Origin of the sequence: Bacillus sp. lyk4-R2A-2 (assembly GCF_030209735.1) — a bacterium.
Taxonomy (GTDB): Bacteria; Bacillota; Bacilli; order Bacillales; family Bacillaceae; genus Bacillus; species Bacillus pumilus.
The window spans coordinates 69,522-85,443 of record NZ_JARVRK010000007.1; the positions used below are offsets into that span (position 1 = coordinate 69,522).

At 43.0% G+C, this 15,922-nt stretch carries 14 protein-coding genes; 1 reads left to right on the forward strand and 13 read right to left on the reverse strand.

The window, feature by feature from the left end:
• Positions 1–300 precede the first annotated feature (300 nt).
• Complete coding sequence (locus tag QRN39_RS15730; RefSeq protein ID WP_050944865.1) at positions 301–609, forward strand: magnetosome magnetite crystal formation protein family; 309 nt, start codon at positions 301–303, stop codon at positions 607–609.
• Between the two features lie 54 nt (positions 610–663).
• On the opposite strand, the gene QRN39_RS15735 is transcribed toward QRN39_RS15730, so the two are convergent.
• The 13 genes from QRN39_RS15735 to QRN39_RS15795 all read right to left on the reverse strand — a co-directional run bounded on the left by QRN39_RS15735 (position 664) and on the right by QRN39_RS15795 (position 15,907).
• Positions 664–2,067 (reverse strand): sensor histidine kinase, encoded by a 1,404-nt coding sequence (locus tag QRN39_RS15735; RefSeq protein WP_137054533.1) that lies wholly within the window; start codon positions 2,065–2,067, stop codon positions 664–666.
• A gap of 2 nt (positions 2,068–2,069) precedes the next feature.
• On the reverse strand, positions 2,070–2,777 hold the full coding sequence (locus QRN39_RS15740) for a response regulator transcription factor (RefSeq protein WP_050944863.1): 708 nt from the start codon (positions 2,775–2,777) through the stop codon (positions 2,070–2,072).
• Between the two features lie 129 nt (positions 2,778–2,906).
• Positions 2,907–4,172, reverse strand: coding sequence for a glucuronoarabinoxylan endo-1,4-beta-xylanase XynC (gene xynC / locus QRN39_RS15745; RefSeq protein ID WP_284907610.1), 1,266 nt, complete (start codon positions 4,170–4,172; stop codon positions 2,907–2,909).
• A 53-nt stretch (positions 4,173–4,225) separates the two neighbouring features.
• The gene (locus QRN39_RS15750; RefSeq protein WP_374726264.1) at positions 4,226–5,761 is read right to left on the reverse strand and encodes a glycoside hydrolase family 43 protein; all 1,536 of its coding nucleotides are present in this window, start codon (positions 5,759–5,761) and stop codon (positions 4,226–4,228) included.
• Positions 5,762–5,983: 222 nt separating this feature from the next.
• Positions 5,984–7,444, reverse strand: coding sequence for a CoA-acylating methylmalonate-semialdehyde dehydrogenase (locus QRN39_RS15755; RefSeq protein ID WP_284907611.1), 1,461 nt, complete (start codon positions 7,442–7,444; stop codon positions 5,984–5,986).
• Between the two features lie 336 nt (positions 7,445–7,780).
• Positions 7,781–9,121, reverse strand: a complete 1,341-nt coding sequence (gene melA / locus QRN39_RS15760) for an alpha-glucosidase/alpha-galactosidase (RefSeq protein WP_284907612.1) — start codon at positions 9,119–9,121, stop codon at positions 7,781–7,783.
• A gap of 31 nt (positions 9,122–9,152) precedes the next feature.
• Entirely contained in the window at positions 9,153–9,983 is an 831-nt protein-coding gene (locus QRN39_RS15765) for a carbohydrate ABC transporter permease (protein ID WP_106028864.1), read from the reverse strand.
• On the reverse strand, positions 9,983–10,915 hold the full coding sequence (locus tag QRN39_RS15770) for a carbohydrate ABC transporter permease (protein WP_226805260.1): 933 nt from the start codon (positions 10,913–10,915) through the stop codon (positions 9,983–9,985). The genes QRN39_RS15765 and QRN39_RS15770 overlap by 1 nt, the downstream gene beginning before the upstream one ends.
• A gap of 30 nt (positions 10,916–10,945) precedes the next feature.
• Positions 10,946–12,202, reverse strand: coding sequence for an ABC transporter substrate-binding protein (locus QRN39_RS15775; protein WP_284907613.1), 1,257 nt, complete (start codon positions 12,200–12,202; stop codon positions 10,946–10,948).
• A gap of 218 nt (positions 12,203–12,420) precedes the next feature.
• Entirely contained in the window at positions 12,421–13,461 is a 1,041-nt protein-coding gene (locus QRN39_RS15780; RefSeq protein ID WP_284907614.1) for a LacI family DNA-binding transcriptional regulator, read from the reverse strand.
• A gap of 178 nt (positions 13,462–13,639) precedes the next feature.
• Positions 13,640–14,335 carry a D-allulose 6-phosphate 3-epimerase gene (alsE, locus tag QRN39_RS15785; protein ID WP_284907615.1) on the reverse strand — a complete coding sequence of 232 codons (696 nt, stop codon included), beginning with the start codon at positions 14,333–14,335 and terminating at the stop codon, positions 13,640–13,642.
• Between the two features lie 17 nt (positions 14,336–14,352).
• Positions 14,353–15,615, reverse strand: coding sequence for a PTS ascorbate transporter subunit IIC (locus QRN39_RS15790; protein WP_106028859.1), 1,263 nt, complete (start codon positions 15,613–15,615; stop codon positions 14,353–14,355).
• A 25-nt stretch (positions 15,616–15,640) separates the two neighbouring features.
• Complete coding sequence (locus QRN39_RS15795) at positions 15,641–15,907, reverse strand: PTS sugar transporter subunit IIB (RefSeq protein WP_137054524.1); 267 nt, start codon at positions 15,905–15,907, stop codon at positions 15,641–15,643.
• Positions 15,908–15,922: the final 15 nt, after the last annotated feature.

The window sequence follows — 15,922 nt, forward strand, 5'->3', positions numbered from 1 at the left end:
GTACAAACTGTTTACCTGACTTGGTGGTGCCTGATCATATCAGTGACACTCCTGCATCGGTTACGACTTTATTTTAAACAGAGGGATGACCAAAGTCAACTATTTTTTCTGAAAAAATAGATTGAAATACCTATAATCATTTTATCTTTCATTGATCATTTTACGGTTTAACATTTTTAAGGTTGCTGTAAGGTTCGGATTAATACAAGTTAAGGTTGAGGTTGTACAATGGGGTTGTAAGGAAGTGAGGGATGAGTCAAATGGTCCCCTCTTCTAAATCAATCATAGAGGTGAAAAGGTTTGAGAGAAAATAAAATTTTGTCTTCATTATGTTACTTCAGTATCTTTTTTGCACCGTTTCTGTTTCCAATTATCGTCTATTTCTTAGGAAAGGACGAAGTGAAATATCATGCGAAAAAATCGCTTTGGACGCATTTAATTCCTTATTTGATTTTTGGCATCGGTATTGCCGGTTCAGGGTTACTTGGCATGAACGATATCAGTCATGCTGGTCCGTTCTTAATTGCAACGTATGCTGTGACATTCCTTGTCGCGATCTACTTCTTCATTTGGAACATTGTGAAAGGCATTAAAGTGTTTTCAGAATAATAGTTGAAAAAAACGGTTCTGTGATTGAGCAGAACCGTTTTTTTGTATGTCCGTTCATGCGGGTAATTGGATATCAATCGTTGTTCCTTCCCCAATCATACTTTGTATCGTAATATCCCCGCCGTGTTTTTTGATAATATCCTTTGCAATCGCCATTCCAAGACCAGAGCCTGCATGTGTCCCTCCTGTATTTGTCCCTCTATAGTAGCGGTCAAACACTTTTTCTAGCTCTGCCTCTTCGATTCCTTTGCCGTTGTCTTGAATCGTAATGTGGGTGTTTTCTTTTTGTTCAAGCTGTACAATGATTTTCACATCAGCATCATTGTGAACAAGGGCATTTAAAATGAGATTGGTGACCGCTCTTCGTATGAGGATCGTATCAATATTCAGCATAAGCTTGTCTACATTCGTTTGCAGCTCAATGGTCTGATCTGCATATCTCGAATCGTTGAGGATATCAATTAACGTTTCACGCAGCAACGGTACAATGTTCACCAGCTCTTTATGCAGCATCACGTCGTTATTTTTCAGCCTTGTTGTTAAATTGAGATCCTCCATGACATCTTTGATGTACAGTGATTTATTCTCTATGATGCTGGCATAATGTTTGATGTCTTGATCTGAAAGAGGATAATTTGGATCTTTCATGATTTCTGCATAGCCTTGAATGGAGGATAATGGTGTTTTAATATCATGAGAAATATGGCTGATCCACTCTTCCCGCATTTGCTCTAATTTGTCTTTTTCTTTTTGGCTTGAAGCGAGCTGTTCTGATAAGTGATTGACATTATAGAAGACATCTTTATATATCCCCTTAGTTGGCAGCTTCGTCGTATAATCTCCGTTTGCGAGCCGCTGGATGCCATAAATGGCACGGCCGAGCGGTTTGATGAGCTGCCGGCTGAATAAGTATCCAATGACTAAGGCAATGATGGCATCAATCGATAATAAAATCATCGTCCCGATATTGAATTGCGATATTAAGTCTTTCGTATTGAACGAAAATAAATATTTTCCGATGGAAGGGTCCTTAAATCCGATAAAGTAGCTGTATTCCTTACCCTTTCCATTTTTCCCCCCAGCATAGATAGTCGACATCAATTGCTTATCTTTATATTTATGTAAGTTTACGATTTCTATAGGTGTGTATTTGCTCTTTAAGCCTTTAGGTGCTTGTGCATGATAAACATCTTGTCCATTTTCGTCTAATATTTGAATCCATGCATTTTGTTGTTTTAAGGCTTGCTGTCCTTCTTTGCTCACAGTGATATCTTGATTGGACAAGGTGATGTATTGTTCAAATGTTCTTGTGAAGGTTTCCGGCGTATTTTCTTCGTTTTGCTGGCTGCTTGCTTGTAGTACAAGCCAAATCATGAATCCAAATAAGTTAATAAAGACCGTGATAATGGTCACGATAATGACAGAGACCATATATCTGCCTGTTAATCGCCATTTCATCTTTACGCATCCTTTACAACGAATTTATAGCCAAGTCCTTTAACCGTTACGAGAAATTCTGGTGTAGATGGGGAATTTTCTATTTTCTCCCGAAGTCTTCGTATATGAACCATCACCGTATTATCAGAACCGAAGAAATCCTCTCCCCAAACCGTTTGATAAAGCGTTTCTTTACTGATCACGCGATTCGGGTGCTGCAAGAAATAGGTCATCAGCATAAGTTCTTTCGGAGTGAGCTCAATCGCCGCTCCGTTTTTCGTCAGTTCGGCTTGCTGCTCGTTTAACTCAAATGGCCCTTTTTTGATGATGGGTTCTGCTTGAGAAGGCTGTAAGTATGACGACCGTCTAAGCTGGGCTTTTACCCGGTAGGCGACTTCTTTTGGACTGAACGGCTTTGTAATATAATCATCACCGCCAATGGCAAGTCCTACAATTTTGTCTGATTCCTCTCCCTTTGCTGATAAAAAGATAATCGGAACATGCGAGACGTCTCTGATTTGTTTGCAAATATCGTAGCCTTCACCGTCTGGTAGCATAATATCCAGTATGACGAGATCGGGTTGTTCTTGATGGAATTGCGAGAGCCCATCACGGGCAGTTGAAGCTGTTATCACCCGGTCAATGCCTTCTCTTGTTAATACGGTATGGATTAATTCCAAGATTTCTTTTTCGTCATCTATAATCAATACTTTGCTTTGAAGCTTTGGCATTATGATCACTCTCCTGAAGTCATTGTTATTATTATACCCAAAGTGGAGACGTCGTGAAAAATCAACTTTCTATTTACACAGAAAAAGCCAATTTTCTTTGTTAATGAGAAAATTGGCTTTTGGTGTTTTTTAGCGTTTGACCACAAATGTTGTCACACTTTGAGCAGGGAGATGAGCCCAAAATTGATTTCCTGATATGTTTAAGTCAGTTCCAGGCTGAAGGTTACTGTTGCTGCTCGTGATCCATCTTGACGCTTGTGAAGCAGTTCCGTTTTGCATGACAAAGTGTTGATTGACTCCTGTATTGTTTTTGTTAATCGCGACAATGACGACCTGATTGTTTCCTTTATAGGCTGAGACGAAAACATTCGGTTCAGGGCTTTTCGTTGCATCAATTCTGACGTACCCTGGACGCACAAACTTGGAGAAATGCGCCATGTTGTATCCGCGCTTGCTAATCATTCCATCTTCTTTCATAGGACCGTATGATCTCCGGATGTACCACCACACATACGCCTGAAAGTCCCCTTCCACCATTGAATGGTGAATATGCTCTGATACCCCTAATGCCTCAGGCCAGCGGTCCGCTGAATTGTTATCACTATTCGGGTAGTAGACCTCTGTCATCCACAGCTCTTTTCCCCCTCCTTTTTGTTTGAAAAGAGGATACGGAAGCTGGCTGATTTGGGTTCCGTACAGATGGGCACCGAGAATGTCCATATTACTAAGCGCCTGCGGATCGTTTAAGATAGGATCTGAGATATTTTTAAGGTATTGAAAGGATTCTGGTGCAATCACACGTGCATTTATGGAGCCGGCATTTTCTCTCATGAATCGCAGGATTTCCTGAGGTGTCCACCATGTCCATTCATGTGCATAATCAGGCTCGTTTTGTACGGAAATGGCATAGAGATTGACGCCATTATTTTTCATGTATGTCACAAAATCATTCAAATGCTGAGCATATGCGGCGTATTGATTGTATCTCAGCCGCTTTGCAGACGCACCATTACGGTTGAAAGTCTCTACCATATGGCTTGGAGGATTCCAAGGCGAAGCGATCACCAAAGCGCCATGCTCTATCGCTCTTTTAGCGGTGGCGACTTCTCTGTGCCAATTATTTCTGTTCTCGTCTACATAAATCCGTAAAATGGAGAATCCTAACTGATTCTGTCCATTGCCAAAGGCGGTTTCCCTTTGAGGTCCGGTCAAATCACCAATCCAGGCCGGGTGGTTCATTCCGCCAAAGCCGCGGATCACTTGTCTTTCCGCGTTGACATTAATATTCGCATCTGCCGCTGACACCTCAGTTACCCCAGGCCCTAAAAACATGACAGACAACATAGTGAAGCAGACCAATAAAGTGCAAATTGGTTTTTTGATTATGGACATCAAATTTTCCCACTCTCCCATCAACCATTAATCGATGCCGTAGCATCAGATTTTGTTTACCTTTGAGTAAACTGCCAGGAATCAAATTGGAATAGGTTGGCACCATTTCCTTTGAAGACAAAAAATACGTTGTGTACTCCCGTTGCCCCGTTTACTGCCGCTTCTATTTCTCGCCAGTTTCCGCCTGTGGAAGGGACATTGAGTGTTCCAGCAATTCTACCGTCTGGACTGCCGAGACGTACTTCAATTTGTCCGCCTGAAGCGGCTGCTACATTGGCTTTAAAGGTTCTGGCACCTCTCGATCCGAAATCGACATTACTGACAGCCACCCAATCGCCGTTTTGAATGTTTGTGACGTGCTGGTTATTGGCTGGCCCACCAGGTGCTGAGGAGGCCTCTGTTAAAATGCGCCCATTCCAAGCGAATGTTTCAGCTTCTACCCGTTGATAAGGATTTAAGTTGGAAAGCTGTTTAACGCCTTCAAAATTGGCTGCGACCTCTCGAAGGGAGCCGTCAGCATTATGCACAAGCTTATTAATGTGGGGAGATCTGTAGCCTTTCCCTGCTCCGTATAAGGCAGAGCTCACCGTTTGTGTGTGATACACGACATACCACTCGTTTTTAAAATTGAACACAGCATGATGGTTGTTACCGCCGCCACCGAAAAATGCACCCGGATTTTTCAAGAAGTGTCCTTTATACGTAAAGGGACCCATAGGACTTGAGCTCGTCATATAGCCGATCTCGCCTGGTGGTTTATCTGCTGGGTGAGAGCCGCCAAAATTGATGCAATAGGAATAGTAATAGGTACCGTTATACTTATGCATCCCTGAATCTTCAAACATGAAAGGAGCATCAATGGTTGATGCACTACCGACCACACTTGTCATGTCAGGCCCTAGCTTCAGAACTCTTGCTGTTTTAGGATTGGCCCATTGTCCCTGCGTTGGATTTGAACCGCCTGGAACGCCTCCACCAGCATATAGATAACCGGTCCCGTCATCATCTACAAATACGGCTGGATCAAACAGCCATACAACACCTGACATCCCTGGTGTATTTGGCGTGACGAGCGCTTTTCCGATAGGATCTTTCCAGGGACCAATCGGGCTGTCCGCTGTCAGGACGCCAATCCCTCCACCGCTGTTAGCAAAATAAAGGAAAAATTTATCCTTCCCATTGATCTTCTTCACCGCAGCGGCTGGAGCCCAAGATGCGCCTGCCCATTTGGCAATCCCTTTCCCGCCATTGGCCCCATTGGCACCTGCTACTGGAATCGCTCCGTGATCTGTCCAGTTCACCATATCCGCCGAAGAGATGACAAAAACCCTATTCAAATTTGCAAAAGAATTGTCCTTAATCGTTCCATTGCTGTGATACTCATAGTCATCGCTCGACATATAAATGTACACTCTTCCGTTATAGGTGAGCGCAAACGGATCTGCCCCCAGGTGATGGTCTATGAGCGGATTTGCATTTCCTACTCGTTTTGCAATGGGGGTACTTGCTGCACTCGCATCATATACGGGTATACAGCTCAGTACCAAAGCAAGAATCAAAAAACCTACACCGCACTTCATCCTCTTTCTCATCGTGTCATTTTCCTCCTGTTTTCATCTTCCTAATCTTGGGGTTTACGCCCAATTTCAAATTATGTTGATAGACGCTGATGAAGAATGAATACAAAGGATGATTTCTTGGGAGAATCGCTGCTAAAACAACGATGAAAACCCTTACTTTTTGACTAGGAGACAACAAAAAAATGCAGTTCTCCTTTTGGAACTGCATTTTCTTAGCTTATTCATGATTGTTGATCACATATAACGCGCGGTCACCATTTTCTTTCTTGTGTAAAACTCTACTCCGTCTGTTCCATTCGCGTGCAAGTCCCCGTAGAAAGAATCCTTCCAGCCGGAAAACGGGAAAAATGCCATTGGTGCGGGAACACCGATATTGACGCCGAGCATCCCTGCGTCGATGTTTTCGCGAAATTCTCTGATGCTTGATGCACTGTCTGTGTACAGGCAGGCACCGTTCGCAAATTTTGATTGATTGGAAAGGTCGATTGCTTCTGTTAGTGAAGAGACACGAACAATGGATAAGACTGGGGCGAAAATCTCGTCCTGCCAAATTTTCATTTGATTTGTCACATGGTCAAAGATCGTTGGTCCAACGAAATACCCTTTTCCATTTGTTTCGTGATCTTTCCTGCCATCACGAATGAGACTTGCGCCTTCTTCAATCCCTGACTGGATGTATTGAAGCGTTCGTTCTTTATGTTCCTTTCGAATGACTGGACCAAGAAAGACCTCTTCATTTATTCCATTTCCAATGACGAGCTCGTTCGATTCATCAACTAATTTTTGAATGAGCTCATCTGCCACTTCTTCTTCCACTGCGACAACGGCCACAGCCATGCAGCGCTCTCCTGCTGATCCAAAGGCAGCACCAATGATTTGTTTCGTTGTCGCGTCTAAATCTGCATCTTTGAGAACAATGGAGTGATTTTTTGCTCCTGCAAGTGCTTGGACACGTTTGCCATGCTCTGTGCCTTTTTTATAGACGTATTCTGCGACTGGCTGAGAGCCGACAAATGAAATGGCTTTGACCTTTTGGTGTTCAAGCAGACCATTGACGACATCGTGAGCCCCATTGACAATGTTGAGAACACCTTTTGGAAGACCTGCTTCTTCAAATAGCTCGGCTAAACGCGCGGCAAGAATCGGCGTGCGCTCTGAAGGTTTTAAAACAAACGTATTTCCGCACGCAATGGCAAGCGGGAACATCCAGCAAGGGACCATCATCGGAAAGTTAAATGGTGTAATCCCCCCGATGACGCCTATTGGATAGCGGTACATGCCGGATTCGAGTCCAGATGCGATATCTGGTAATTGTTTTCCCATCATTAAGGTTGGTGCACCAGCGGCAAATTCGACACATTCAATCCCGCGCTGCACTTCTCCTTTTGCTTCTGTTATGCTTTTTCCGTTTTCAATCGTGACGAGTTCAGCCAGCTCATCCCATTTTTCAACGAGCAACTGCTGATATTTAAATAAAATGCGGGCACGGCGGGGAACGGGGGTTTTCGACCAAGTGATAAATGCTTGTTGTGCTGCCTGTACCGCACGTTCGACATCTTTTTTTGTTGATAGCGGCACTTCTGCGATGATCTCGCCAGTAGCTGGGTTATATACTGCCTCTGTTTGACTAGTTTCTGCCTCAATCCATTGTCCGCCAATATAATTTTTCAACATTTGTACATCTGTTTTGGTCATGTTCCCTCTCTCCTTTTTATGAAAAAATGTCATGCTTATAGGATGTGTTTGGTTGTCATTGTCTCATCTAATGGGCGCCCATCTGTATACACTCTTTGTCAAATATTATTGTCGTTTTGGTTTACGTTGTGATAAAAGCTTGCTCTAACGTGTGAAAGGTTGTCGCCCATTCATTTGTTTGTGAGAAATGATTCCGGAATGTGATTCATTCATGGTGTATTTTTGATTAACTGTTGGTTAACTTTAGAAAAATCATAATATTAAAAACGGTTTCAGTCAATCCTCTTTTTGCAGCATAAAAAAACCTGATGCGCGTAGCATCAGGTAGAGGCTGGTTTATTTCTGTAAGTTGGTTGATGCGGCATATTGATTCGGTTCTGCAAAATGCGGAAGCATCTCACCATGTGCTTCAATGAGTTCATCGCATAATTTGATGATGTCATCAATCGATAGTTCAGCGCTTGTGTGTGGATCAAGTAATGCCGCTTGATAAATGTGCTCTTTTTTGCCGCTGATTGCTGCTTCGATTGTCATGAGCTGTGAGTTGATATTGGTCCGGTTCAGTCCAGCCAATTGTTCAGGGATCTCTCCGACATAGCATGGCATGATACCGCTCCGATCTGCAACACACGGCACTTCGACACACGCTTTTTCAGGCAGGTTGTGAATGAGGCCTCCTGTGTTCAGCACATTCCCGCCAAATTTAAAGGGAATGTTCGTTTCGATCGCTTCAATGATACGGGGACCATATTCTTTTGAGCGAGTATGTGTGATCTGTGTATTGCCCACAAGGTCATGCTTCATGGTATTCCAGTTGTTGATTTGTTCCTCGCAGCGTCTCGGGTATTCATCGAGCGGAATGTTATATTGACCGATCAGTTCTGGATAGCGAGATTTGATAAAATAAGGGTGGTATTCGGCATTGTGCTCTGAGGATTCAGTGACATAGTACCCGAATTTATCCATCAGCTCAAAACGTACCATATCATGATGCCGCGATTGCTGCTTTTCTTTTGCTCTTTTTTTGATGTCTGGATACAAGTCTTTTCCGTCTCGTTTCACTTCTAATAACCATGCCATATGATTAATGCCGGCAATTTTTTCTTCAATGCCTTCATGATCCATTTCAAGTGATTCAAATAGATCCTTTGTACACACCTGCACACTATGACAAAGACCCACTGTTTGAACCTGTGTATAGCGCAGCATCGCACCTGTCAGTGTGGCCATTGGATTTGTGTAATTTAACAATAAAGCATTTGGGCAAACCTCTTCCATCTCCTTTGCAAAATCAAGCATCACAGGAATTGTTCGAAGGAAGCGGAAGATGCCGCCGATGCCAACCGTATCCGCAATCGTTTGTCTTAACCCATATTTTTTCGGAATCTCAAAATCAATCACCGTGCTTGGCCGGTAGCCTCCAACCTGGATGGCATTGATCACATATTTCGCATCCTTTAAGGCTTCTTTTCGGTTGTGATAGGACTTAATGGCCACATGTGCACCGTAGTTCTCTTTTAAATGGCGGAGCATCGTTTCGGATTCTTTCAGCCGGTTGTGGTCGATATCATATAAAGCGAATTCAAAACCGCTTAGTGCAGGGACGAACAAACAATCTCCTAATATATTTTTAGCAAACACGGTACTCCCTGCACCGATAAATGTAATTTTAGACATAGACGACTCTCCTTTTCGCATCCATATTGAACTACCCTTTGACAGAGCCTTGTGAAAGCCCTGCGATAAAATATTTTTGCAACAGTAAAAACATCGTCACCATCGGCAGCATTGCAATGAGCGCAGCAGCACCAACGAGCTGAAGCTGATGTTGATTTTGACCAAAAAAATGGGATAAGGCGACTGTGAGTGTATGCATCTCTTTATCTTGCAAAAAGAAGATGGCAAATTGATAGTCGTTCCAAATATACACACAGGCAATGATTAAAACAGAAGCGGTAATGGGTTTCAGAAGCGGAAAAACGACGGTGAAAAAAACTCTAAGTGTCCCCGCTCCATCAATACGGGCTGCTTCTTCAAGCTCCTTTGGAATGGTTGACCGGATAAAGCCTGCGTATAAGAAAATCGTTAGCGGCAAAAAAGCAGCGACATTATTTAAAATAGCGATTTGATAGGTGTTCATCATCCCGATTTGAACGACCATTTTATAGAGAGGGACAAGGGCTGTGAGTGGTGGAATGACCATAATGGCGATGAATAAAACATAAACTGCTTGATTTAGCTTTGTGCTTCTCCTTGCGAGCGGATAGGCTGCAAGGGAGCCAAGAAAGATGAGGCATACAGCAGAGCTGAACGTAATGATCACGGTATTCAAAAAGGATTGGCCAAGCTGAGCCTCTGTCCATGCCGTGCGAAAGTTTTCAAGATGAAGCGCTTTAGGAAACAGCCATTTTGAACTAAAATCTCCTATCCCCTTTAATGATGTCGTCACCAAGATATAAAATGGAATGAGATGAAGCAATGTCACCAAAAGGGCGAGGAAGGTGTACCATCTCTTCTTACGTTTAAAGGCATTTTCCATCACACCTCGGTCTCCTTTCGTTTGAAATACATCAACGCTGCGACACTAATGACAAGGATGATGACCGCCATGAAGACCCCTTGCGTTGCTGCATAGCCTGCATCCTGACGTTTGAAATACAGATCATACATAAAGGTCGACATTGATTGTGAGGAATCTCCTGGTCCGCCGCCAGTAAGCGCCACAATGACATCAAAGAGCTTGAGCCCGCCAATGACATTTAGCACAACATTAATGGTGATAGACGGTATAAGGAGAGGCAATGTAATTCGCCTGAATTGCTGGAGGCTGGATGCACCGTCTAATTGTGCGGCTTCATAATAATCCTTAGGAATGCTTTGCAGTCCTGCTAAATAAATGATCATCGCGATCCCGACGAATTGATAGGTGTTGACGAGCACAATGATCCATGTGTTTAGTTGCGGATTGCCAAGCGCATTCATTTGATCAAATCCAAAAAGCGTCACCACATCGTTTAAGGCACCGCCTTGGTAAGCAAACACAAAATACCAAATATAGCCCATCGCAATCGGACTAATCATGACAGGTAAATAGACAACTGTTCTTGCGATCGCTCTCATTTTTAAGCTTTGATTTAATAAAAGAGCATATCCAAGTCCGATGATATTTTGTAAGATGGTGCTCCCGATGCCGTATAGAAGTGTATTTTTAACAACAAGCCATGTCGTTGGGTCCTGAAGCAGACGCTTATATTGATCCAGCCCAATCCATTCATAAGTTTGTGAGAACCCATTCCAATTCGTAAAAGATAGCTGAATTCCGTTCAAAAAAGGATAAATGATAAAGGTACTGACAACGAGAACAGCTGGCAAGTACATCCACCAAAGGGATGAATTCTGGCTTTTTTTCATTTTCTGTTTTGGTAAAGAGGTGAATGCGGCTGGCTGCTGTGCTTTTGTGATGTCATTCATTGGCTTCACTCCTGTTTCAGCATGAGCCTGCTATTGTTTTTTCAGACGCTTATATTCTTCTTCCATCTTCTTCGATAATTGTTCTGGTGTAATGGAGCCTGCTAATAATTCTTGACCCGATGTTGCCATGACAGCCCACATGCCGCTTGGTAAGTATTTTCGATCGAAATACGGTTCAATCTTCACCTGTTCGTATTGATCGTAAAACGTAGAGTAATAGTTTTTCGCTTTCACTTGCGTTAAGGCTGCTTCAGAGGATGTGCCTTCTGCGATCTTTTTCGCATTTTCAGGCTTTGCGAGAAAATCAATGAATTGTTTTGCTTCTTTTAGATGCTTGGAGTCTTTCCATGCAGCGACCGTAAACCGTTCTCCTCCAATCCAGCTTTGCTTATCTCCTTCATGAATAGATGGAACTGGCATCGTCCCTACTTTGACCGATGGATTGAGTTCAGATGCTTCAGGTCCTAATGAGCCTCCGACAAAGGTGAAGGCTATTTTGTTTTGTGCCATCAGTTCAGGTGCTTGAGATAGTTTTGCTGTGAGGACATCTTTGTTTAAAAGATCTTGATCCTTCAGCTCCTTCATGAACTGTGCAAGCGGTGTATAGAGAGACCAATCAAATGATCCGTTTTCAAGGTCTTTTCCGTATCGGTGGTTTGGACTGGTGATCAATAAAGGTGTGGCGAGTTCATCAAAGACTTGGGCGATATTTGAGTTGTCTCCTCCTGGTATCCAGAGCGGCACAACCTCTCCTTTGCTCTTTTCCTTCACTGTCAGCAAAGCGGATTTTAGCTCATCAAGTGTTCTAGGGATTTCAATGTCATAGTCCTTTAGTAGATTGGCATTAAAGCTAAGCCCGTCTTTTGCTTGATTCAGCGGATACGCGTATACTTTGCCATCTTGGTCCTTTAAAATTTGATCGAGTGAAGGATCAAGCTGTTTCACCCAATCCATTTCTTTTAAATCAGCCACATACTCGCTGTAGCGCAGTTTTGCCCAGCCATGTGTGTCAAACAGATCCGGCATATCGTTTGCCCCCATTTTGACACGAATCGTATCTTCATAGCTGTTGCCTGGGAAGTTGGCATCGATTCGAAGATGTGGATGCTCTTTTTCAAACTCACGAATCACTTCTTCAAACGCTTTTCTTTCCCCGCTGTTGCTCATCGTCGAAAAGAGAGTTAAGGTGACCTTTCCGTTTGCTTCAGACGTACCGTTATTGCTGCAAGCAGACAAAAAAATGGTCAAGACAAAGGCCGCAGTGAGCAGCATGATTTTTTTATTCATGGTTTCCTCCTTTTGATCACTGAAAATTCAGACGATAATCGGTAGAATTCATGCAGTTGCGGAAACAAAAGAAGTCTATTATACTGGAATTCTATTCTTTTCAAAGAGATAAGAGAGCATCCAGGTAGGCTGCCTTGTTCTTCGCATGATCTGGCCATCATGCGAAGCAGCTTGCTTTCTGCTTTTTTGTCTCTTTTTTGTTTGCTGAAATCTCGGGTTCACCCCCTTTCATGGATGAGGCATGTGCTGCCTCTTTCGATGAGTTTTGTTGGCACGACGACTTTTAGAGGAAGCTTTCTGCCGTTTATTCTCTCAAGCAAAAGCTTCAAACCAACTTCCCCCATTTCTTCTGTATATACTTTGACGGTTGTAAGTGGCGGGCTTGAAAATGAAGCTGCTTCAATGTCATTAAACCCAACAATGGATACATCTAAAGGAACACGTAGACCTGCTTCATTGAGCGCGCGCATTGCACCGATCGCCATTGAATCACTTCCGATAAAAAAGGCTTGTGGCAGGTTTCCATTTGTTATGGCTTGCTTCATGAGCGAATAGCCTTCTTGCATGGAGTATTCCCCAATATGGATGTCATCCAGATGAAGACCACCTGCTTCTTGCATTCTCTTCATAAACGTCGTTTGTCTTTCGTCCTCAATCACAGCATTCCCTTCGAAATAATGCTCACGCTCCTTTCCACCAATATAGCCTAGATGTGTATAGCCAAGCGATTGCAAATGGTGAATTGCTCGATCTGCCGCTCTGACAAAATCAACATGTACACAATCATACAAATCCTCATCCGCATAATGATTGATAAAAACAATGTGTTCCATTCGATTAGTCATTTTTTCAACCGTATCAGGACTGATTCGTCCAATGACGATCAAACCGTCAATATCTTTTAGCATCGCACCTTTATCCATGCTTCTCAGGCGAAAGGTATGAAGGGTAGACAGCCCTTGTTTGGCATATTCTTTTTCAATTCCTTTTCGAATCGATGAAAAAAAGGGATCATTTAATTCTTCGTCAATGGATTGAGCGACTACGATACCGATGACTGGGGATTCAGATGGGCTTTTTTCCTCTGCTTGATCGGCTTTTCTTGCTCTCACGGGGGTATAGTTTAGCTTCTTTGCAATGTCGAGGATGTTTTGTCTTGTTGCGTGAGAAACGGCAAGGGTTTGATCGCCATTTAACACACGGGATACAGTAGAAACGGACACTTTTGCATCATGAGCAATATCTTTGAGTGTGGTCATAGGCAAACTCCTCTTGGTTTTTGACTAAATATTTACTAAAGATATTTGAAGAATACCACGTTGGTAAAGCGCTTTCAAGTGTGGATTTGTGATTTTTTATTTTATTTTTGAGTATGTTTTGGTTGGATACAAAAGTTTAGTAAAATTGCGTAAAAAAAGAGGATTGTTTCATCCTCTTTTACTCACGTGATTCAATTGAGGCTGTTTCTTTTGAAAACAATTGCTTCATTGTCTCCCAAGCCGTGTCGAGTTGCTGGTGAAGGCCGAATAAACCTGAGTTTCCGATAATATAGATCTCGTTTCCCGCCTCAGCAAGCTGCCGGAACGTGTGCTCATTACAAGAGCCGTCTACTTCAATTGAAAATGAGTATCCTCTCTTCTCTTTTACCGCTTTCACCTGTTTAATTTTCTGAAGCATTTCTTTAATAAAAGGCTGACCTGCAAAGCCTGTATCAATCGTCATGATCGTCACTCGGTCTATTAAATGTAGATAGGAATCTAATGCTTCAATTGGTGTGGCCGGATTTAAGACAAATCCGACCTCACAGTCTCTTTGATGAATCTGCCGAATGATCCTAAAAACGTCTCTTTGCACGACCTCTGGGTGTAAGCAGATCATGCTTGCCCCTGCATCAATGCAGGCATCGATTAAAAATTCTTGGGGGGATTCTGCCATAAGATGCACATCAATGGGTCGATCTGTTAGTTTTCGAAGCTGTTCTATGAAAAAGGGTGATAAGGTGATATTTTTCACGTAATGACCATCCATGACATCGACATGATATCGATCTGCCCTTGGGTTGAGAATATGAATTTGTTCGCGGAAGTGCGTTAAATCCATGCACATCAGTGAAGGTGAAAAAATGGCTGTCATTCCCAGGTCCCTCCTTTTTACAGTTGAAATAAAAGCTTGATCAATCCAATCAAGATTCCGATGATACCAAAGTCTGTATCTCCAAAAGTTGTCCCTTCAAAACCAAGGGTTCCTAACACAGGTAATAAACAAGCAGGTAAAAAAGAAAGAAGCAATCCATTTGCAAATGCCCCAGCGACAGCCCCTCTCACGCCTCCTGTTGCATTGCCATACACTCCTGCTGTAGCGCCGCAAAAAAAGTGCGGGACAAGACCAGGAACGATGACAGTTAAACCAAACAAAGGTAAAAGAAAAATGGATACAATGCCTCCTGCAAAGCTGCATAAAAAACCGATAATGACTGCATTTGGAGCAAATGGAAAAACGGTTGGTGCGTCAAGTGCCGGTTTTGCCCCTTTCACAAAACGATCGGCAATCCCTTTGAAAGCAGGCACGATTTCACCGATTGCCATCCGAACCCCGGCTAAAATAATGTACACACCAGCAGCAAAGGTTATCGCCTGGATGAGAATGAAGACGGCGAAGTTCGTGCCCCCACTCATTTGTTCTATAAAGGGAATCCCAGCAAACGGTGCAATCGCAAAGAAGAGCAAAGCCATCGTGATTGAAATGGCCACAGATGTATCTCGTAGAAAGCCGAGTGATTTAGGCACTTGAATGGTTTCTGTTGATCTCTCTGGACGACCGATCCATTTTCCGATCATTCCCGCTGTAAAATAACCGAAGGTACTGAAGTGTCCAAGCGCAAGATCATCGCTTCCAGTGACTTTCCTTGTGAATGGCTGAAGAATAGCGGGTGCAATGACCATAGCGGTCCCTAATATAATTGAACCGATAGTGACAAGAAGCGCTCCTTGCATTCCTGCTGTCGAAAGAACGACTGCGAGCATTGCAGCCATATACAAGGTATGGTGTCCTGTTAAAAAGACGTATTTAAAGGGGGTGAATTTTGCCAATAATAAATTGACCAGCATGCCAAAAATCATAATGAGAGCCGTCTGTGTCCCGAATTCCTTTTGGGCAATGGCCGCCATGGCATCTGTATTTGGGACAACCCCTTGAATGTGAAATGCTGCTTCAAACATTTTCCGAAAAACGCCAAGTGAATCAGATACGACTGTGGCGCCCGCTCCTAATATTAAAAAACCCATCGTTGTTTTTAAGGTGCCTGACACGGTATCGGCAGCTGATTTTTTCTGCAAAAGTAAACCAGCTAGTGCAAACAAACCGATGAGAATGGCTGGTGTGCCCAATATATCATTCATGATCAGTTCTATCATGATGTGAATCCCCCTTTTTCGTGGCTTAAATGTGTTTACGAAGGATGTCTTTAATAGCTTCCTGGTCTAACAAGTTATTTAATCCAGCGACCTTTCTTGTGCCGTCATCCAGCTGATCGATAATGTCTGTTGCTCCGATATATAGATCAGCCAGTTCATTTTTACTTGTGCTGAGATCGGTATGGTCCACTTCAGCTACAAGCCCTAACTCTTCTAATGCTTTTTTGACATTCATTTCTACGATAAAGCTGCTTCCTAATCCGTTTCCGCACACAACAAGAATTTTTTTCATTCTCTTTTTCCTCCT

What these genes read in the sequence shown, in the direction of transcription:
- QRN39_RS15735 (WP_137054533.1), bottom strand. Translation starts at nt 2,067, where the DNA reads ATGAAATGGCGATTAACAGGCAGATATATGGTCTCTGTCATTATCGTG.
- QRN39_RS15740 (WP_050944863.1), bottom strand. Translation starts at nt 2,777, where the DNA reads ATGCCAAAGCTTCAAAGCAAAGTATTGATTATAGATGACGAAAAAGAA.
- QRN39_RS15750 (WP_374726264.1), bottom strand. Translation starts at nt 5,761, where the DNA reads ATGAGAAAGAGGATGAAGTGCGGTGTAGGTTTTTTGATTCTTGCTTTG.
- QRN39_RS15755 (WP_284907611.1), bottom strand. Translation starts at nt 7,444, where the DNA reads ATGACCAAAACAGATGTACAAATGTTGAAAAATTATATTGGCGGACAA.
- melA (WP_284907612.1), bottom strand. Translation starts at nt 9,121, where the DNA reads ATGTCTAAAATTACATTTATCGGTGCAGGGAGTACCGTGTTTGCTAAA.
- QRN39_RS15765 (WP_106028864.1), bottom strand. Translation starts at nt 9,983, where the DNA reads ATGGAAAATGCCTTTAAACGTAAGAAGAGATGGTACACCTTCCTCGCC.
- QRN39_RS15770 (WP_226805260.1), bottom strand. Translation starts at nt 10,915, where the DNA reads ATGAATGACATCACAAAAGCACAGCAGCCAGCCGCATTCACCTCTTTA.
- QRN39_RS15775 (WP_284907613.1), bottom strand. Translation starts at nt 12,202, where the DNA reads ATGAATAAAAAAATCATGCTGCTCACTGCGGCCTTTGTCTTGACCATT.
- QRN39_RS15780 (WP_284907614.1), bottom strand. Translation starts at nt 13,461, where the DNA reads ATGACCACACTCAAAGATATTGCTCATGATGCAAAAGTGTCCGTTTCT.
- alsE (WP_284907615.1), bottom strand. Translation starts at nt 14,335, where the DNA reads ATGACAGCCATTTTTTCACCTTCACTGATGTGCATGGATTTAACGCAC.
- QRN39_RS15790 (WP_106028859.1), bottom strand. Translation starts at nt 15,615, where the DNA reads ATGATAGAACTGATCATGAATGATATATTGGGCACACCAGCCATTCTC.
- QRN39_RS15795 (WP_137054524.1), bottom strand. Translation starts at nt 15,907, where the DNA reads ATGAAAAAAATTCTTGTTGTGTGCGGAAACGGATTAGGAAGCAGCTTT.